Source organism: Labedaea rhizosphaerae, from assembly GCF_004362825.1.
Lineage (GTDB): Bacteria > Actinomycetota > Actinomycetes > Mycobacteriales > Pseudonocardiaceae > Labedaea > Labedaea rhizosphaerae.
This window is the reverse complement of sequence record NZ_SNXZ01000001.1, coordinates 1688887-1706149: the sequence shown is the minus strand read 5'-3', so window position 1 is coordinate 1706149 and position 17263 is coordinate 1688887. Positions and strand designations below refer to the sequence as shown.

At 71.2% G+C, this 17263-nt stretch carries 19 protein-coding genes and 1 tRNA gene; 13 read left to right on the top strand and 7 right to left on the bottom strand.

The window, feature by feature from the left end; all coding sequences use genetic code 11:
- Positions 1–51: 51 nt before the first annotated feature.
- A complete protein-coding gene (locus EV186_RS08160; protein ID WP_133848388.1) occupies positions 52–834 on the bottom strand; it encodes a PhzF family phenazine biosynthesis protein in 783 nt (260 codons plus the stop codon).
- A gap of 41 nt (positions 835–875) precedes the next feature.
- On the opposite strand from EV186_RS08160, the gene EV186_RS08155 reads away from it, so the two are divergent.
- Complete coding sequence (locus tag EV186_RS08155) at positions 876–1412, top strand: AAA family ATPase (RefSeq protein WP_133848387.1); 537 nt, start codon at positions 876–878, stop codon at positions 1410–1412.
- On the opposite strand, the gene EV186_RS08150 is transcribed toward EV186_RS08155, so the two are convergent.
- The gene (locus EV186_RS08150) at positions 1376–2332 is read right to left on the bottom strand and encodes a DUF3500 domain-containing protein (protein ID WP_208115499.1); all 957 of its coding nucleotides are present in this window, start codon (positions 2330–2332) and stop codon (positions 1376–1378) included. The two genes, EV186_RS08155 and EV186_RS08150, sit on opposite strands and share 37 nt — an antisense overlap.
- Positions 2325–3542, bottom strand: a complete 1218-nt coding sequence (locus tag EV186_RS08145; RefSeq protein ID WP_133848385.1) for an MFS transporter — start codon at positions 3540–3542, stop codon at positions 2325–2327. Before EV186_RS08145 ends, EV186_RS08150 begins: the two co-directional genes overlap by 8 nt.
- A gap of 59 nt (positions 3543–3601) precedes the next feature.
- On the opposite strand from EV186_RS08145, the gene EV186_RS08140 reads away from it, so the two are divergent.
- The 3 genes from EV186_RS08140 (at position 3602) to EV186_RS40440 (ending at position 7183) form a co-directional block, all read left to right on the top strand.
- Entirely contained in the window at positions 3602–4573 is a 972-nt protein-coding gene (locus EV186_RS08140; RefSeq protein ID WP_133848384.1) for a winged helix-turn-helix domain-containing protein, read from the top strand.
- A 94-nt stretch (positions 4574–4667) separates the two neighbouring features.
- Positions 4668–5159 carry a carboxymuconolactone decarboxylase family protein gene (locus tag EV186_RS08135; RefSeq protein WP_133848383.1) on the top strand — a complete coding sequence of 164 codons (492 nt, stop codon included), beginning with the start codon at positions 4668–4670 and terminating at the stop codon, positions 5157–5159.
- 149 nt (positions 5160–5308) lie between these two features.
- The gene (locus tag EV186_RS40440) at positions 5309–7183 is read left to right on the top strand and encodes an ABC transporter ATP-binding protein (protein ID WP_133848382.1); all 1875 of its coding nucleotides are present in this window, start codon (positions 5309–5311) and stop codon (positions 7181–7183) included.
- Positions 7184–7249: 66 nt separating this feature from the next.
- On the opposite strand, the gene EV186_RS08125 is transcribed toward EV186_RS40440, so the two are convergent.
- Positions 7250–7331, bottom strand: a tRNA-Tyr gene (locus EV186_RS08125).
- A gap of 131 nt (positions 7332–7462) precedes the next feature.
- On the opposite strand from EV186_RS08125, the gene EV186_RS08120 reads away from it, so the two are divergent.
- From EV186_RS08120 to rfbA, 3 genes are read left to right on the top strand one after another with little or no spacing between them, the layout of a single operon-like run.
- Positions 7463–7954 (top strand): YajQ family cyclic di-GMP-binding protein, encoded by a 492-nt coding sequence (locus EV186_RS08120; RefSeq protein ID WP_133848381.1) that lies wholly within the window; start codon positions 7463–7465, stop codon positions 7952–7954.
- Between the two features lie 4 nt (positions 7955–7958).
- Complete coding sequence (locus EV186_RS08115) at positions 7959–9089, top strand: sialidase family protein (protein ID WP_133848380.1); 1131 nt, start codon at positions 7959–7961, stop codon at positions 9087–9089.
- The gene (rfbA, locus tag EV186_RS08110; RefSeq protein WP_133848379.1) at positions 9086–9967 is read left to right on the top strand and encodes a glucose-1-phosphate thymidylyltransferase RfbA; all 882 of its coding nucleotides are present in this window, start codon (positions 9086–9088) and stop codon (positions 9965–9967) included. The genes EV186_RS08115 and rfbA overlap by 4 nt, the downstream gene beginning before the upstream one ends.
- On the opposite strand, the gene htpX is transcribed toward rfbA, so the two are convergent.
- Positions 9964–10827 carry a zinc metalloprotease HtpX gene (gene htpX, locus EV186_RS08105; protein ID WP_133848378.1) on the bottom strand — a complete coding sequence of 288 codons (864 nt, stop codon included), beginning with the start codon at positions 10825–10827 and terminating at the stop codon, positions 9964–9966. The genes rfbA and htpX overlap by 4 nt on opposite strands.
- 68 nt (positions 10828–10895) lie before the next feature.
- Positions 10896–11684, bottom strand: coding sequence for a siderophore-interacting protein (locus tag EV186_RS08100; RefSeq protein ID WP_133848377.1), 789 nt, complete (start codon positions 11682–11684; stop codon positions 10896–10898).
- 90 nt (positions 11685–11774) lie between these two features.
- Here EV186_RS08100 and EV186_RS08095 point away from each other — a divergent pair, with 90 nt between their 5' ends.
- Positions 11775–13169: an amidase gene (locus EV186_RS08095; protein WP_133848376.1), complete on the top strand. Its 1395-nt coding sequence runs from the start codon at positions 11775–11777 to the stop codon at positions 13167–13169.
- Positions 13166–13723 (top strand): TetR/AcrR family transcriptional regulator, encoded by a 558-nt coding sequence (locus tag EV186_RS08090; protein WP_133848375.1) that lies wholly within the window; start codon positions 13166–13168, stop codon positions 13721–13723. The genes EV186_RS08095 and EV186_RS08090 overlap by 4 nt, the downstream gene beginning before the upstream one ends.
- Positions 13724–13801: 78 nt before the next feature.
- Here the strand turns inward: EV186_RS08090 and ddaH are convergent, their stop codons facing one another.
- Positions 13802–14710 carry a dimethylargininase gene (gene ddaH / locus EV186_RS08085; RefSeq protein ID WP_341814449.1) on the bottom strand — a complete coding sequence of 303 codons (909 nt, stop codon included), beginning with the start codon at positions 14708–14710 and terminating at the stop codon, positions 13802–13804.
- Between the two features lie 111 nt (positions 14711–14821).
- Here ddaH and EV186_RS08080 point away from each other — a divergent pair, with 111 nt between their 5' ends.
- The 4 genes from EV186_RS08080 to EV186_RS08065 all read left to right on the top strand — a co-directional run bounded on the left by EV186_RS08080 (position 14822) and on the right by EV186_RS08065 (position 17002).
- Complete coding sequence (locus EV186_RS08080; protein ID WP_133848374.1) at positions 14822–15274, top strand: Lrp/AsnC family transcriptional regulator; 453 nt, start codon at positions 14822–14824, stop codon at positions 15272–15274.
- Positions 15275–15385: 111 nt separating this feature from the next.
- Complete coding sequence (locus EV186_RS08075) at positions 15386–15601, top strand: hypothetical protein (protein WP_133848373.1); 216 nt, start codon at positions 15386–15388, stop codon at positions 15599–15601.
- Positions 15602–15724: 123 nt separating this feature from the next.
- Entirely contained in the window at positions 15725–16141 is a 417-nt protein-coding gene (locus tag EV186_RS08070; protein ID WP_133848372.1) for a YkvA family protein, read from the top strand.
- Between the two features lie 99 nt (positions 16142–16240).
- A complete protein-coding gene (locus EV186_RS08065) occupies positions 16241–17002 on the top strand; it encodes an enoyl-CoA hydratase (RefSeq protein WP_133848371.1) in 762 nt (253 codons plus the stop codon).
- The last annotated feature ends 261 nt before the right edge of the window (positions 17003–17263 follow it).

The following is a 17263-nucleotide window of genomic DNA, read 5'->3' as shown; positions in this document are numbered from 1 at the left end:
GGGTCGCGGCGACTGTCCGAGGTCTTGGATCGCCCGTTCAGGTCCTTGTGATCACACGTCGAGTGTGCCTTCCAGCACGGTCACCGCTTCGCCGCCGATCCGCACGCGCTCGCCCTCGTCGGACACCGCGACCACGCCACCGCGGGCCGACAGCTGGTGCCCGACGAGGTCGCGCCGCCCCAGCTCGGCCGACCAGTAGCAGCACAGCAGGCAGTGCGCCGAGCCCGTCACCGGGTCCTCCGGGACGCCCGCGCCCGGGTAGAAGCAGCGGCTCGCGAAGTCCGCCCCGTCGGTGCCGTGCGCGGTGACCACCACGCCGCGGGCCTCGATCCCGGCGATGGCCGCGAGGTCCGGCTGGAGGGCACGCAGCTCGTCGAGGTCCTTGATCCGCACGAGCAGGTCGTCGCGGCCGCGCACCACGCCCTCGATCGTCACCCCCGGCAGCGCGTGCGCCAGCTCGGCGCTCGGGTCGGCCGGCGCCGGCCGGTCCGCGGGGAAGTCCATCGTGATCGTGCCGTTCTTGCCGGGACGGCAGTGCAGCTCGCCGCTGCGGGTCGTGAACGTCCGCTCGCCGCCGAGCACGTGCGCGGCGGCGAGGGTGGCGTGCCCGCAGAGGTCCACCTCGACGGCCGGGGTGAACCAGCGCAACGGCAGCGGACCACTGTCCTCGCCTGCGCCGCCGGTCACGTCGACGAACGCTGTCTCCGAGTGCTTCAGCTCCTCGGCGACGCGCTGCATCCACGTCGCGTCGCGCGGCTCGGTGAGCAGGACGACACCGGCCGGGTTGCCACGGAACGGTTCTGCGGTGAAGGAATCCACGACGAACAGGCGCATGGGACCAAAGCTAGTGTCCGGCGGGGTTTAGGGTCGCAACAGTGCCGACCTTGATCCATCTGAACGGGCCCTCCGGCATCGGCAAGTCGACCGTCGCCCAGCTCTACGCCGACCGCCACCCCGGCGTGCTCAACCTCGACACCGACCGGGTGGTCGGCCTGATCGGCGGCTGGCGGCAGAACTTCTGGCAGACCCTCGGCCCGGCGCGCGCCCTGGCGATCGGCATGGCCGAGACGCACCTGCGCGGCGGCAACGATGTCGTGATGCCGCAACTGGTGGCCAAGCTGTCGGAGATCGACCGGTTCGAGGCGGCCGCCGCGGCCGCGGGTGCCGACTACCGCGAGCTCGTCCTGCTCACCGACTACGACGACCTGCACGCGCGGTGGAGCGCCCGGCCGCCGAACCCGGTCGACGAGATCATGGCCGAGCACGGCGGGGTTTCCCTGCTGAACAAGATCTACGGCGATCTGACGTCGTTCGTGCGGGACCGCCCGGCGGCCACCGTCATCGAGACACGCGGCCAGTCGGTCGAGGAGACCTATCAGGCGGTCGTGTCCGCGTTGTGTCCCTTGGCGTAGTGGGCGCGCAGCAGGTCGCCGCCCCAGTCGTCGCGCAGGTGCCGCCAGACCGAGTGGGCGTGGTTGCCGTCGTCCTGCTGGTTGTCGTACTCGATCAGCACGTCGCCACCGGCGACGCAGTAGTAGTGCCGGTCGCCGCGCTCGGTCCCGCCCGCCCACGCGAACCGCAGCAGGTCGCGATCCAGCTCGGCCCACACCGCGTCGGCGTAGGGCTTCGGGGCGCGGTCGAGGTAGCGGCGCGTGAGCGCGTCGAGCATTTCCTGTTGTGGCGCCGTCATATCGGTCCGGCGCAACCCCGCCGGCAGCACGCTCGGGTCGGCGGCCGGGTCGTCGCGGGTCAGGATGTCGTCGGGCGGTTCGGCGGCGAAGACGGCCGCCCGGCGCTGGTCCTCGTCGAGCGCGGTGAGCAGGGCACGCGCCGCGTCCTCGTCCGGCCCGAGGATCCTTCGCCCATTGACCTCGGCCGGTTCGGCGCCGATGAAGTGCGGCGTGACCGTCAGCCGGTCGCCGACCACGATGGCGTGCACCGCGAGGTGGTGACCGTTGACCCGCCAGCCCCAGGGCGCCGCGCCGCCCGGATCGTCGAACGCCGGGTCGCCGTACACGCGGAACCAGTACTTGTCCGGCCCGACATCCTGCGTGCCGGTGGCCAGCTGCCGCCGCATCCGCTCGACCTCGATCACACCCCGGGCCAGTTCCGCGCCGGCCTCACTGTGCGTCGCGGCGATCAGCTCGTGGGCCAGTTCGCGTTGCTCGGCCGTCATGTGCTCGAAGGAAAGGCCAGGCCGGTCGCCGGGCAGGTACGTCCACTCGCGCAGCGTCGGGTCGTCGCAGCGACCTTTGAGGGACCGCAGTTGATCCTCGGTGGCTGCGGCGGCCAGCTCGGCGGCCAGCGCCCGAATTCGCCCCAATTCACGCACTGCGCGATCGTGGCACACCGGCGACCTCGGGAGCGCGCAGTTCCCGGACGTCTCGCACGGCCAGCGGCGCCAGCGCGGCGACCGCGAACGCCAGCCCGCAGCACAACGCCACCGCCGCCCCACCCCAGTGGTCGGCCGCCGGCCCGACCATGAGCTGACCGGCCGGGATGGCCGCGTACGACAGCAGGTCGCTGTACGCGCAGACCCGGGAAAGGGCGTCGTTCGGCACGTGGTGCTGCACGGCGGTGTCCCACGTGACGCCCAGCGTGGTGAACCCGAGCCCGGCGAGGAACGCGCACGCCATCACCCACGGAGCGGGCAGCCCGAGGCCGAGGCCGACCAACCCGAGGCCGCCGAGCGCACCCGCGCATTGCCCGGCCCGCAACGGGTTCCGCAACGCCATGCGGCTCAGCACCACGCTCATCACCAGCAGGCCGACCGCGCGTGCGCTGAGCACCAGCCCCCACGACGCCTGGCCGCTGCGCTGGGTGGTCAGCAGCGGGCCGAGGATCTGCCACGGGCCGGTGTTGACCAGGTTGATCACGAAGAACGCCAGCGTGGTCACCCAGACCCACCGGATGCCGCGGAACACGCGCCAGCCGTCGCGCAGGTCGGCCCGCAGGCCTTGCCGGGCGACCACCGCCGGCTTCGCGGCGATCCGCAACCGGGCCAGAAGCGTTGCGGCGCCGAGGAAGCTGAGGGCGTCCAGCGCGATCGCCCAGCCGCCGCCGACCGTGGCCGACAGCAGCCCGGCCGCCGTCGGGCCGAAGATCTTGGCCGCGTTGGCCGCGGCGGCCAGTGCGGCGTTCGCGCGTTGCAGTTCGGCCGGTCCGACCAGCTCCGGGAGGATCCCGCGCAGCGCGGGCATGGTGAACGCTTGCAGCGCACCGTTGGCCAGCTCGATCCCCGCGAGCAGTGGCAGGCTGTAGTGCCCGGTGAGCAACACCGCGGCCACCACGCCCTGGGTGAGACCGGCGCCGAGGTTCGCCGCCACCAGCACGGCCCGGCGCGGCCACCGGTCGGCGACGGCCCCGCCGACCAGCAACAACGCGAGGTTGGGCACGAGCTGGGCGGCCAGCACGATGCCCAGGTCACCTGGTTCGCCGGAGGCGTCGAGCACGGCCAGGGCCAGGGCGACGGGCGTCATCGCGCTGCCGAGCAGCGAAACGAGGCGACCGGCGTGGAAGCCGCGGAACGCAGGCGTGAACACCGCGCGAGCCTGCCCAGGCAGGCCTCCGCCAAGCTAACCTTGCGACGAAAGGCGCAACCATGACCTTGCTGCGGCTCAGCCCCACCGCCCTCGCCCGGTGCCGGTTCGCCATCTCCCCGTTCGTCGAGACGCTTGGCGCCTTGATCACGTTGCACCGCCCGTCGCCCCAGCCCTGGCTCGCGGCCTGGCACGCCGCGCACCAGGATGCGTACCGCGCCTGGCTGGCGCGTGACCCGGTGGCGTCGGGCCTGCTGCCGTTGGTGGCCGCCACGAAGTGGTTGCCCGACTTCGTGACCGTGCCCCCGCGCGGTGGCATGCGCACCCGGCTCGCCGATGAGCTCGCGGACGTGGCCGCCCATCCGGATGCCCAGGTTCGGGCCTCGGTGGCGGACTCGGTGGCGGCGAGCTGGCAGCCCCAGGACGTCGGCTGGCTCTCGGCCGACGGGCTCGGGCCGCGGGTCGCCGAGGTGTTCCGGTCCGGCTGGGAGCTCTTCGTCGAGCCGGACTGGCCGCGGCGGCGGGCCGTGCTGGAGCGCGACGTCATGCACCGGGCGGGGCTGCTGGCCGTCTACGGCTGGAAGCAGACCGTGGAAAGCATGCGGGACCGGCCGATCTGGGTCGGCGAGAGCGCGATCCGGTTCAGCGACAAGGACATCCCGGACCGGTGGATCGGCGACGAGGGGCTGATCTTCGTGCCGCGCACCACCGGCGGCGGCTGGTGGACGTGTGAGCGGCCGCCGCGGTTCGCGCTCGTGTACCCGGCGCGCGGGACGGCGACGCCGGCGTCGGAGTCCGCCTCCATGGCCGCGTTGCTGGGTGCGGGCCGGGCGCGGGTGGTGCGCGAACTCGCCCACCCGGCAACGAGTTCACAGCTCGCCCAGGCGTTGTCCGTCTCGCTGGGCACGGTGAGCAGCCACCTCGCGGTGCTGCGTGCGGCCGGGGTGGTCACGCGTGCGCGGGCCGGGCGGCACGTCGTCTACCGGCTCACCGAGCGCGGCGAGCAACTCGTCGCACTGTGGTCGGCGCAGTGATCTCGCCTCCGCGGGTCGTGAGTGGCGCGCATCACTGTCACAAAATCCGGGTCGCCGGCATCTCGTGGTCGTCCACCGCGAGAGAGGGATCGACATGAACGCCCGGATCAACATGATGGAGAGCGAAGTCGGCGGCAAGTTCGCGAAGCGCTTCGCCAACGCCAGCCTGACGATCAGCCACTCGGCGCTGCCGGAGTCGACGCAACTGCTGGTGCAGATCAGGGCCAGCCAGATCAACGGCTGCGGCTTCTGCACCGACATGCACACCAAGGACGCGACCGCGGCGGGTGAGACGCAGGAGCGCCTGAACATGATCGCCGCCTGGCGGGACGCGACCGTTTTCACCGACGCGGAGCGCGCGGCCCTGGCGCTGACCGAGGAAGGCACCCGCATCGCCGACCACCACCGCGGGGTCTCGGACGAAACCTGGGCCGTGGCCCAGAAGCACTTCGACGACGAGCAGATGGCCGCCCTGGTGTGCCTGGTGGCGATGATCAACGCGGCCAACCGCATGAACATCATCACGCGCACCCCGGCGGGCTCGTACCAGCCCGGCATGCTCGCCGACTTCTTGAAGACGCTGTGATGATCGAGGGCGGCCCGCCGGTTCAACGACGGGCCGCCCTCTTTTTTGTTAATTAATAAATTGATTTCGATCCGCCCGGAACCGCACTTTTTTATCAGGCACATTCGCCGTTAGAGTGCGGCCATCGACACATTCTCCGGGGGTTTCCAATGGATCGGGTTCGATTGCTGCCGGTGGATCGGCTGGCGGTGCCGGAGTGGGCGAAGGCGAGCGCGGAGGTCGCGTCCGCGGGCCTGTTGCGCTCGATGCGGGCGGTCCCGTCGGTGGTCGCGACGATCGGTGCGCTGGCGTGGCGCGCGTCGCGGGTGCTGACCGCCACGGCGGTGGTGCTCCAGGTGGTCTCGGGCGCCGTGACCGCGTTCGGCTTGCTGGCCACCACCCAGGTGTTCACCGCGTTGCTGCAGGATTCGCCGACACCACAACGGTTGTCGGCATCGTTGCCGGTGCTCGCGGTGGTGGTGGCGGCCGTGGCGGCGCGGGCCTTCCTGGACTCGGCGGTCTCGGCCGTGGAGGCGAGCCTGCGCCCGGCGGTGGCCCGGTCCGCGGAGGACGCGGTCACCGCCGCGGCGGCCCGCGTGTCGCTGATCAGCTTCGAGGACGCCGAGTTCCAGGAACTGGTGCGGCGCGCGAGTTCCGACGGCCTGGAGGCCATCGCGTCCAGCGTGCGGTCGGCCACCCAGCTGATCTCGGCCGTGGTGTCGATGACCGCCGCGGTGGTGGCGGCGGCGGTGATCGACCCGCGGCTCGCGGTCGTGCTCGCCCTCGCCGCGGCCGCCGACGGCTGGGCGTCGGTGCGCGCGTCCCGGCTGGGCCGCTGGCACTTCCTCGACACCGTGACCCGGCGGATGACCAAGTCGGTGGTGGCCGAGGCGGCGACCGCGCGCCGGTTCGCGGTGGAACGGCACGCTTTGGTGTTGCGGGAACGACTCCTGCGCGAGCACCGGGCGCTGACCGCCGACCTCGCCCGCGAGGAGACCCGGCTGGCGCGGCGCACCGCGCTGGTCCGGCTGGCCGGGCGCGCGGTGTCCGGCGTGGGCACCGCGGCGGCCTACGGGGTGCTGGTGTTGTTGCTGTGGACGGGTTCGCTGCCGTTGGGCGTGGCCGGGACCGCCGTGCTGGCGGTCCGTGCGGCGTCGGCGGCGTTGACCGCGTGCCTGCGGACCGTGGACCTGATCCACGAGAGCGCGCCCGAGGTGGAGTTGCACGCGCGCCTGCTGACCGAGGCCGCCCGCCGAGCCGAGCGTCGCACCGGGAGCACCGCACCCGCCGACCCCGCCGTCATCCGGCTGACCGCCGTGTCGTTCGCCTATCCCGGCCAGCACCGGCCCGCGGTCCGCGACGTCGACCTGACCATCCGCCGCGGCCAGGTGATCGCCTTGGTCGGCGAGAACGGCTCGGGCAAGACGACGCTGGCGAAGCTGATCACCGGCCTGTACCCGGCCGGCGGCGGCACGGTCCACTGGGACGACGTCGACGTGGCCGCCGCCGATCCCGACACCGTGCACGAGCGGGTCGCGGTCATCGCGCAGGCCCCGGCGGAGTGGCCCATGACCGCGGAACACGCCATCCGCATCGGCCGCCACGACAAGCGCGTGCCCGATGCCCATTGGCACCACGCATTGACCGCCTCAGGCGCCGACGAGGTGCTGGCCGCCTTGCCGGACGGCCCGGACACCGTGCTGTCGCGCCGCTTCCACAACGGCCAAGACCTCTCCGGTGGCCAGTGGCAGCGCATTGCGATCGCCCGCGGCATCTACCGCGCCGCCCCGATCCTGGTGGCCGACGAGCCGACCGCGGCCCTGGACGCCAAGGCCGAGGCCCGCGTCTTCGCCGCGCTGCGCGCCGCAGGCACGAACAGGACGACGATCCTGGTTACCCACCGCCTGGCCAACGTCCGCACCGCCGACTGGATCGTGGTCATGGACCGGGGCCGCATCGTCGAACAAGGCACCCACGACCACCTGCACGCCGCCGAGGGCCACTACCACGACCTGTACGAAACGCAGGCCAGGGCTTACCGCTGACGGTGGCGTACAAAGATCAACGCCCTGACCTGTTGTTCCAGGTCAGGGCGTTGATCGTCCTGCATGTGGCGGGTGAAGGGTTCGAACCTTCGTAGGCTAAGCCGACAGATTTACAGTCTGCTCCCTTTGACCACTCGGGCAACCCGCCGTGATCGTCCGGCGTCGACCGGACGGCGGAAACCATACCCAACGGTGGTTCGGGGTCGCCAACCGGTATCCCCGGGCGCCGCGCAGGTAGCATCCGCGACATCCAACCCCGAGGTGAAGGTGCGTGACAACGTGGCTGACCCGTCGTTCGACGTCGTGAGCAAGGTCGACCGGCAGGAGGTGGACAACGCGCTCAACCAGGCGGGCAAGGAGCTCTCCACGCGGTTCGACTTCCGGGGCACCGGGGCGAGCGTCGCCTGGGCGGGCGAGGAAGCCATCACGATCCAGGCCGAGACCGAAGAGCGCTGCAAGGCCGCGATCGACGTCTTCAAGGAGAAGTTGATCAAGCGCAACATCTCGCTGAAGGCCTTCGAGGTCGGCGAACCGGCCGCCTCGGGCAAGATCTACAAGGTCACCGGCACCCTCGTGCAGGGCATCGCCTCGGACAAGGCCAAGGAGATCTCCAAGAAGATCCGCGACGAAGGCCCGAAGGGCGTCCAGGCGCAGATCCAGGGCGACCAGCTGCGCGTGTCCGGCAAGAAGAAGGACCAGCTCCAGGACGTCATCGCCCTGCTGAAGAACTCCGACTTCGGCATCGCTCTGCAATTCACCAATTACCGTTAGGTAGATGCGAGTCCTCGCCGCGGCGCTCTGCCTGGTCCTGCTCGCCTGCGGGCTCAGCCCGGCCTCGGCCGCGCCCCAGCCGGCGCGGCTGGTCGACGGCCTGGGCATCTACCCGCGGTTGATCAGACTCGAGCACTCCGGACCGGCCAACGGCCGCATCCTCGCCTCGGTCACGAGCTCGGACGCGTCCGGCAAGTTCAGCCCGATCCTGGAGAGCACCGACGAGGGCGCGACCTTCCACCTGCTCGGCATCGTGCGTGACGCCGAAGGCTGGAAGGGGCAGTGCTGCGCGACCCTGTTCGAGCTGCCGCGCCGGGTCGGCGCGCTGCCCGAGGGCACGCTGCTGTGGGCGGCGAGCATGGGGCAGGACGGCGGCCCGAACCGCCGCGTCGCCATCCGCGTGCACGCCAGCTACGACCACGGCGCCACCTGGACGTTCCTGTCCGAGGTGACCCGCTCGCCCAACCACGACGGCAAGTGGGAGCCGGAGTTCTCCGTCGACGCGAACGGCGAGCTGATCTGCCACGTCGCCGACGAGACCGAGGCGCCGGTCTACAGCCAGGTCGTCGCGCGCCAGGCCAGCGCGGACGGCATCCACTGGGGACCGAAGCAGGAGACCCTGCGGATGCCGCCGGACCCGGTCCGGCCCGGCATGCCGATCGTGCGGCAGCTGCCGGACGGCCGCTACCTGATGAGCTACGAGATCTGCAACCTCAAGCCCACGGTCTGCGGCTCGTACACCCGGATCTCCGCGGACGGCGCCGGCTGGGGCGATCCGCTCGACGTCGGCACCCGCGTGATGACGAAGGACGGGCACTACTTCCAGCACGCCCACACCATCACGCTGATGCCCGACGGCCGCCTGCTCACCGTCGGCCAGATCTACGTCGACGCGCACGGCAGGCCCGCACCCGGTAACGGCGGGACGCTCCTGGCGAATGACCACAACGGGACCGGTCCGTGGTACCCGCTGCCTGCTCCGGTGGTGGTACCGAATCCGGCGAACGACCCATGCCCGAACTTCAGCTCGGCCATCCTGGCCGTCGACGGTGGCAAGAACGTGCTGGAGATCGCGGCGGACTTCGGGCCGGACCACGTGTGCCACGCAAGCTTCGGGAAGGGACCCGCACAGTGAAGGGAATCGTGCTCGCCGGGGGCAGTGGGACCCGGTTGCACCCGATCACGCAGGCGGTGTCCAAGCAGCTGCTGCCCGTCTACGACAAGCCGATGATCTACTACCCGCTCTCGGTGCTGATGCTGGCCGGGATCCGGGAGATCCTGATCATCTCGACGCCCGACGACCTGCCGAGCTTCCGGCGCCTGCTCGGCAGCGGTGACCAGTTCGGGCTGTCCATCGACTACGCCGAGCAGCCGCAGCCCAACGGCCTGGCCGAGGCGTTCGTGATCGGCGCGCCGTTCGTCGGCGACGACGACGTCGCCCTGGTGCTCGGCGACAACATCTTCTACGGGCCGGGCTTCTCGGGGACACTGCGCGAGTCTGCGTCCACTTTGGACGGCGCGGTGCTGTTCGGCTACCCGGTCAAGGACGCCCACCGCTACGGCGTCGGCGAGGTCGACGCCGAGGGCACCCTCATCTCGATCGAGGAGAAGCCCGCACGCCCGCGCTCGAACACGGCGATCACCGGGCTCTACTTCTACGACAACCAGGTCGTGGAGATCGCGCGCTCGCTGCGGCCCTCGGCGCGCGGCGAACTGGAGATCACCGACGTCAACATGACCTACCTGCGCCAGGGCAAGGCGCGGCTGGTGAACCTGGGCCGCGGCTTCGCGTGGCTGGACACCGGCACCCACGACTCGCTGCTCGAGGCCGGGCAGTTCGTGCAGGTGCTCGAGCACCGCACCGGCGTGCGCATCGCGTGCCTGGAAGAGGTGGCGCTGCGCATGGGGTTCATCGACGCGGACACGTGCTACGCGCTCGGCGCGAAGCTGGCGAAGTCGGGCTACGGCGAGTACGTGATGAACGTCGCACAGTCGGCCGGCGCCACCGGCTAGCTGGTCCTGCGCGCCATCTCTTCGAGGCGGCGGATCCGGTCCTGGATGGGCGGGTGGGTGGAAAAGAGCTTCACGCCCCGCTCGCCGGGCCGGAACGGGCTCGCGATCATCAGGTGCGACTGCGAGACCAGCGCCGGTTCGGGCGCCAGGGGCGCGGCCTGGGTGCCGTACTCCAGCTTGCGCAGCGCGGACGCGAGCGCCAGCGGGTCGCCGGTCAGCTGGGCACCCGACTCGTCGGCCTGGTACTCCCGCGACCGGCTCACCGCCATCTGCACGATGGTCGCGGCGACCGGGCCGAGGATCGCGATCAACAGCATGAACAGGATGTTCGGCCGGTCATCGTCGTCGCCGCCGAAGATGCCGGCGAAGATCGCGATGTTGGCCAGGAACGACACGGCGCTGGCCAGTGCCCCGGCCACGCACGAGATCAGGATGTCGCGGTTGTAGACGTGCGACAGCTCGTGCCCGAGCACCGCGCGCAGCTCCCGCTCGTCCAGCAGGTCGAGGATGCCGGCGGTGCAGCAGACCGCCGCGTTGCGCGGGTTGCGGCCCGTGGCGAACGCGTTCGGCGCCTGGGTCGGGCTGAGGTAGAGCCGCGGCATCGGCTGGCGGGCCACGGTCGCGAGCTCCCGCACGATCCGGTACATCGCGGGCTGCTCGGCCTGCGACACCGGACGCGCCCGCATCGCCCGCAACGCCAGCTTGTCGGAGTTGAAGTACGCGTAGGCGTTCATGCCCAGCGCCACCAGCAGGCCGATCACCAGCGCACCCCGGCCGAAGAGCGAACTGATCGCGATGATCAGCGCGCTGAGCCCGCCGAGCAGGACGGCGGTCTTGAGCCCGTTGTAGTGCCGGTGCACGGTGCCCGCCTCCTTCGAAAGCGCTGGTAGTTCCTTTGCGTCAACGACTTTCGGGCCGGTCCGGTTCCTCAGTTGCCTGCTTCGCCGTGCCGCCAGTACGTGGTGGCCCGCACATTCGCCCGTGGCATGCCCAGCTCGCCAAGCAGGTATTGGCGGACCGCCACGAGGGCGGACCGCTCGGTGCCGATCCACGCGTCGGCCTGGCCGTCCGGGAACTCGGCCGCACGCACGGCCTCGACGAGCACGTCGCTTTGCCCGGCGGCGGTCGCACCGCGGTGCAGCCAGCGGACCTCCGCGTCGGCCGCGGTGGGCAGCGGCTGCTCGTCGGTGACGTCGGTCACCTCGACGAACACGAGCGCGCGTTTGCCCGCCGGCAGCTCGCGCAGCGTCGCCGCGATCGCCGGGATGGCGGTCTCGTCCCCGGCCAGCAGGTACCAGTCGGCGTCGGGATCCGGTGTGTAGTTGGGCGACGGACCGACGAAGATCAGCTGGTCACCGGGCTCGGCCGCGGCCGCCCACGCGGACGCGGGACCGGCGTCGTGCAGCACGAAATCGAAGTCGATCTCGCCTGCGGCCGGGTCGTGCCCGCTGATCGTGTAGCTGCGCATGGTGGGGCGCACCCGTGACCACATGCCGCGCGCGGCCTCGAGCGTCAGCGGCTCGGGCAACTCGACGTCGTCGTCGTAGAAGTAGAGCATCACGTTCTGGTCGGTCCCGGTCGCCGGGAAGTCGGCGAGCTCGTCACCGCCGACGGTGATCCGGACCATGCGCGGGGTCAGCGATCGCACGCGCCGCACCGGCACCCGCCACAAGCGTGCCTGCTGACGCCTGCCACGCCGTCGAGTCGAGGTATCCATCGACGGCATTTTCGCGCGCGCCCTTTCCCGGCACCACACCGGCCGTTACTGTTCGTTCGAACGAACAGTCGGCGACGGGAGGCACCCGGCATGGGCGACGGATCCGACGGCGGCCACGGATTTCCCGGACTCGAGCAGCTGGCCACGGCGCTCGCCGACGGCGAGACCACGTCGACCGACCTCGTGCGCACCGCCTTGCGCGCGGCCGAGGACACCCAGCCCACGCTGAACGCCTTCCGCCGCATCCGCCGCGAGCAGGCCCTCGCCGATGCCGCCGAGGCCGACCGCCGGCTGGCCGACGGGAAGCGCGCACCGCTGCTGGGCGTGCCCGTCGCGATCAAGGACGACACCCACCTCGCCGGCGAGCCGACCGCATTCGGCTGCGCGGGCGACTTCCCCGCCGAGGAGCAGGACGCGGAGATCATCCGCCTGCTCAAGGCGTCGGGCGCGGTGATCATCGGCAAGACCAACACGCCGGAGTTCGGCCAGTGGCCCGTCACCGAGGGCGCGGCTTTCGGGGCCACCCGCAACCCCTGGAACCTCGGTCACACGCCTGGCGGGTCGTCCGGCGGATCGGCTGCCGCGGTCGCCGCGGGCATCGTCCCGGCCGCGGTCGGATCGGACGGCGCGGGCTCGATCCGGATCCCGGCGGCGTGGAGCCACCTGGTCGGCATCAAGCCGCAGCGCGGTCGACTGTCCGCGTTGCCCTACCAAGAACTCTTCAACGGCATCACCACCTCCGGTCCACTCGCCCGCCGCGTCGGTGACGCCGCGTTGCTGATGGATGTACTCGCAGGCACCGACAATTTCCGAAAAGCCGCAGGTCAGGAGCCAAAACGCCTCCGCATCGGGCTCTCGGTGCGCCCCGCGTTCACCGGCGTGCGGATCCGCCTGCACCCCCACGTGCTGGCCGCGATCCGGCGGATGGCGCGGGTGCTCGCCGACCTCGGCCACGAGGTGATCCGGGTCGAGCCCGACTACGGCCTGATCGGCCTGAACTTCCTGCCGCGCTCGCTCGCCGGCCTGCACGAGTGGTACGGCCGCGTGCCCGACCCGGCCCTGCTCGACCACCGCACGCGCGACAACAGCCGCAGCGGCCGCTACCTGGCCGGGCGCGCCCTCGCGCTCTCCCGCCGGTCGCTCGGGTTCTTCCAGCGCCGGATCGGCCGGGTCTTCGACCGCGTGGACGTGCTGCTGACGCCGACGACCGCGCTGCCGCCGCTGCCGATCGGCGCCATCGACGGCCTGCGGGGCTGGCAGACCGACCGCGCGGTGATCGGCGCGTGCCCGTTCGCGTGGCCGTGGAACGTGCTCGGCTGGCCGGGCATGAACGTGCCCGCCGGCTTCACGCCGGACGGCCTGCCGCTAGGCGCCCAACTGCTCGGCCCTGCCGACGGCGAGGAGCTGCTGATCTCCCTCGCCGCGCAGGTCGAGGCCGTCGAGCGGTGGTTCGAGAAGACGCCGCCAACGGCCGTGATCGCATGAGCGAGGGCACGCGCGAACGCATCCTGCGCGCGGTGCTGCGGGTGATCGGCGCCGAAGGGGTTGCCGGGGTGACCAACCGGCGGGTCGCGAAGGCGGCCGGGGTGTCGCTCGGCTCGATCACCTACCACTTCGAAACCCAGCGTGACCTGCAGCGCGAGGCCCTGCTGCTGTTCGTGCGCGAGGAGACCGAACGACTGGCGGCGCTCGCCCAGGCGCAGGTCGGGCCGGTCTCGCTGGCCGACGCGGCGGTCATCGTCGAGCAGGTCGCGGAGAGCACGACCTTCGGCCGCGACGAGGAGCTCGCGCCGCTCGAGCTGTACATCCAGGCGGGCCGCGACCCGGACCTGCGCGACGCGGCCGCGGACTGCTTCGCCGCCTACGACCAGATCGCCCGGACCGTGCTCACCGGCCTGGGCGTCGCCGATCCCGACCGCCTCGCCGGGCCGGTGGTCGCGCTGCTCGCCGGCCTGCAACTACGCAGGCTGGCGACCGGCGCGACCGGCGGCACGGGCATCGGCGACGCCCTGACCATGCTGGTCCGCGGCGCCTCCTGAATCACCCGAACGTGTACGAACACCCGTTCGAATTTGTGGCAAACTGGAGCTCGCCGGTCACGGCACGCACATTGACAACTACAGAGTGGAGTGAGGGTTGTCCGCCGGATTCCTGATCTCCAAGGTGCAGCACTTCGGGCCGCCGCCCGCCTTGCGCAGCTCGGAGATGTCGACGAGCACGGGCTCGTAACCGCGCGCCGCCAGCCGCTCCGCCAGACCGGTCGCCTCCTGGGGCAACACGACGTTGCGACCGTCTGACACGCCATTGAGGCCGAGACACGCGGCATCAGCCTCGGTGGCGAGCACGGCGTCGGGGAAGAGCCTGCGCAACACCTGCTGCGAGCCCGGCGAGAACGCCTCCGGGTAGTACGCGATCTGCGGGCGCAGGTCCTGGTCGCGGTCGCCCTGACTGCCCTCCGCGAGCACGAAGAGGGCGGTGTCCAGGTGGTAGTAGCGCGGGTCGACCAGCTGCAGCGAGACGACCGGGACGCCCAGCACCTCCTGGGCCTCGGCGTGCGCACCGGGGTCGGTGCGGAAGCCGGTGCCGGCCAGCAACAGGGTGCCGGTCCAGGCGAAGTCGCCCTCGGCCTCGTTGATGTGGGTGGGCATCACCACGTCACGGAAGCCGTGGTCGACGAACCAGCGCCGGAAGTGGTCGGCCTCGGCGGCGCGTTGCGGTGCGCGGAACCGCGAGCCGAGCACCCGGCCGCCCACGACCGTGCCCGAGTTCGCGGCGAACACCATGTCGGGCAGGCCCGGCTCGGGTTCGATGGCGTCCACGGTGTGGCCGAACCCGCGGTAGGTCTCGGCCAGGGTGTTCCACTCGGCCATGGCCTTCTCGGCGCTGACCGGTTGGGACGGGTCCATCCAGGGGTTGATCGTGTACTCGACGGTGAAGTACCGCGGCGGGCACATCAGGTAGTGCCGGCGAACCGGCACGCGCATCGGAATGGCCTGGTCAACGGCGTGGTCGGGCCGCGCAGGCATCTGCTCGCCATGGCCGAAAACCGGAACAGTCGTCATGGTTCGAAATGTAGAGGCGCCGTCGACCATCGATCAATGTCGCTCCGTTGCGGTTTGACGGGCAAAATGTTGCGTGTGGACGCCATCGATCAGCGAATCGTTTCGCAACTAGTCACCGACGCCCGGTCCAGCTACGCGGAGATCGGCAAGGTGGTCGGTCTGTCGGCGCCGGCGGTGAAGCGCCGGGTGGACCGGCTGCTGGACACGGGCGTGCTGCGCGGCTTCACCGCCGTGGTCGACCCGGAGGCATTGGGCTGGGGCACCGAGGCGTTCGTCGAGGTGCACTGCCGGGGCAACGTGTCGCCGGATCGCATCCGCAAGCGGCTGGAACCGCTGTCCGAGGTGGTGGCCGCCTACACCGTCTCGGGCGCGGCCGACGCCATCGTGCACCTGCGGGCCAGCAACATCCACCACCTGGAGGACGCACTGGAGCGCCTGCGCGCCGTGGACATGATCGACCGCACCGTGTCCACGGTGGTGCTGTCGACCCTGCTGGAACGCCCACCCGCGCCGGAACCCACCCGCTGACCCGTGTTCCGGCACCTGGGGTCACCCGGTCGGGTCGGCGCCGTTGCGGGGGACCAGGCCCGGGGCAAGGCTGGCGCCGTCAGCGTTCCCGTCAACCTGGAGGCGACACCGGTGGCGCTCAACCTGAACAAGCTGGTCGACAAGGCGTACGAGGGCAAGTCCCTCAAGGAGCTGGCGGCGGCACCGCCGTCCGCTCTGGAGGGCCTGACCACGAAACACGACGAGGTGCTCGCGGGTCTCGGCATCAAGACCGTGGCCGACCTCGGCAAGTGGAAGTACGCCGAACGAGCGGCCGCGATCGCCGCCCTGGCCGACTTCGAGTCCTGACGCCGGCGTGGGTTCGGTCTTGCTCCGCGGCGAGACCGAACCCACCGCGTCAGCGGCTCGAGCCCTTTCGTCGCCGCATCCGAGGGCCCACACTCGGCGAGGACGACCAGGAAAGGATCGCGCGTGCCGTGGTGGGCCGAGCTCGTGGTCGGGCTCGTCGGCGCCCTGCTGCTGGCCTGGGTGGCGCTGATCGTGGTGCTGGTCTGGTTGCGACCACGCGGCGGCCTGCTGCGCGAGGCCTTGCGTGTCCTCCCGGACCTGCTGCGGCTCTTGCGTGCGCTCGCCACCGACCGCGAGTTGCCTCGCGGCGTGCGCATCCGCCTCGGGTTGCTGCTGGCCTACCTGGCGATGCCAATCGACCTGATCCCGGACTTCATCCCGGTGCTCGGTTATGCCGATGACGCCATCATCGTCACGGCCGTGCTGCGCAGCGTCGTCCGGCGCACGGGGGTCGCCAAGGTCCGGGCGCACTGGCCAGGCAGCGACGACGGTTTCGCCGCACTGGCCCGCCTCACCGGCCTGCCGACTCGAGATGCCTGATCCGAACCGGAAGATCGGTGGCTCCTAGGACTCGCAGCGAGACCACTAGGGTCGGCGGCGCGGCGCCGTCCCGGCCGCCGCGGGCGTGAGGAGCTGCGCATGAGCGACGAGGTCTTGCTCGACCGCCGCGACGGGGTCGCGGTCATCACCCTGAACGTGCCGGAGCGGCGCAACTCGCTGACGTTGCCGATCGCCGCCGCGTTGGCCGATGCGGTGACGGAGTGCGAGCAGGACGAGGACGTCAGGGCCATCGTGGTGACCGGGCAGCCGCCCGCGTTCTGCGCGGGGGCCGATCTCACCGCGCTCGGCGACGCCCGCGAGGAAGGCCTGCGCAAGATTTACTCGGGCTTCCTGGCGATCGCCAATTCCAGCCTGCCGACCATCGCGGCCGTCGGTGGCGCCGCGGTCGGGGCCGGGCTGAACCTGGCGCTGGCTTGCGACGTCCGCATCGTCGGCCCGAAGGCCCGCTTCGACGCCCGCTTCCTGCAGTTGGGCCTGCACCCCGGCGGCGGCATGACATGGATGGTGCAGCGGGCGGTGGGCCCGCAGGTGGCGACCGCGATGACCTTGTTCGGTCAGGTGCTCGGCGCGGAGGAAGCCGTCCGCACCGGGCTTGCCCTGCGTGCGGTCGACGGCGATCACGATGCCCTGATCACCGCGGCACGCGAGCTGGCCGCACCCGCCGGGGTCGCGCCGCGCGACCTCGTCGTGTCGATCAAGCGGACCATGCGCGCGACCTGGTCGATGCACGACCACGGCGAGGCCACCGAGACCGAACTGGCGGCTCAGCTCGAGTCGATGGAGAGCCCGGCGTTCGCCGAACTGCTGGCGGCGATGCGCGCTCGCATCGCCAAGTCTTGATGCCATGCAACAAGCTGCCGCCGTCGAGCCGCCACCGATGCCCGTCGGCTGTGCCAACCTGGTGGGGTAACGCAGAAGCAGCTCCGACGGGGTCGTGACCGACCGCCCCCGGGGAAGGTGTTACCTTGGGTTACAGGTAATCGTTCCGATGGCCGGGATGAGGCACGAATGCCGGTGTGACGTGCACCGCGTTGACACGGTCACCAAGCGTGGGGTGCCTACCGTGAACAAGCTGGTGGGACCGGGCGTTCACGCTTGCCT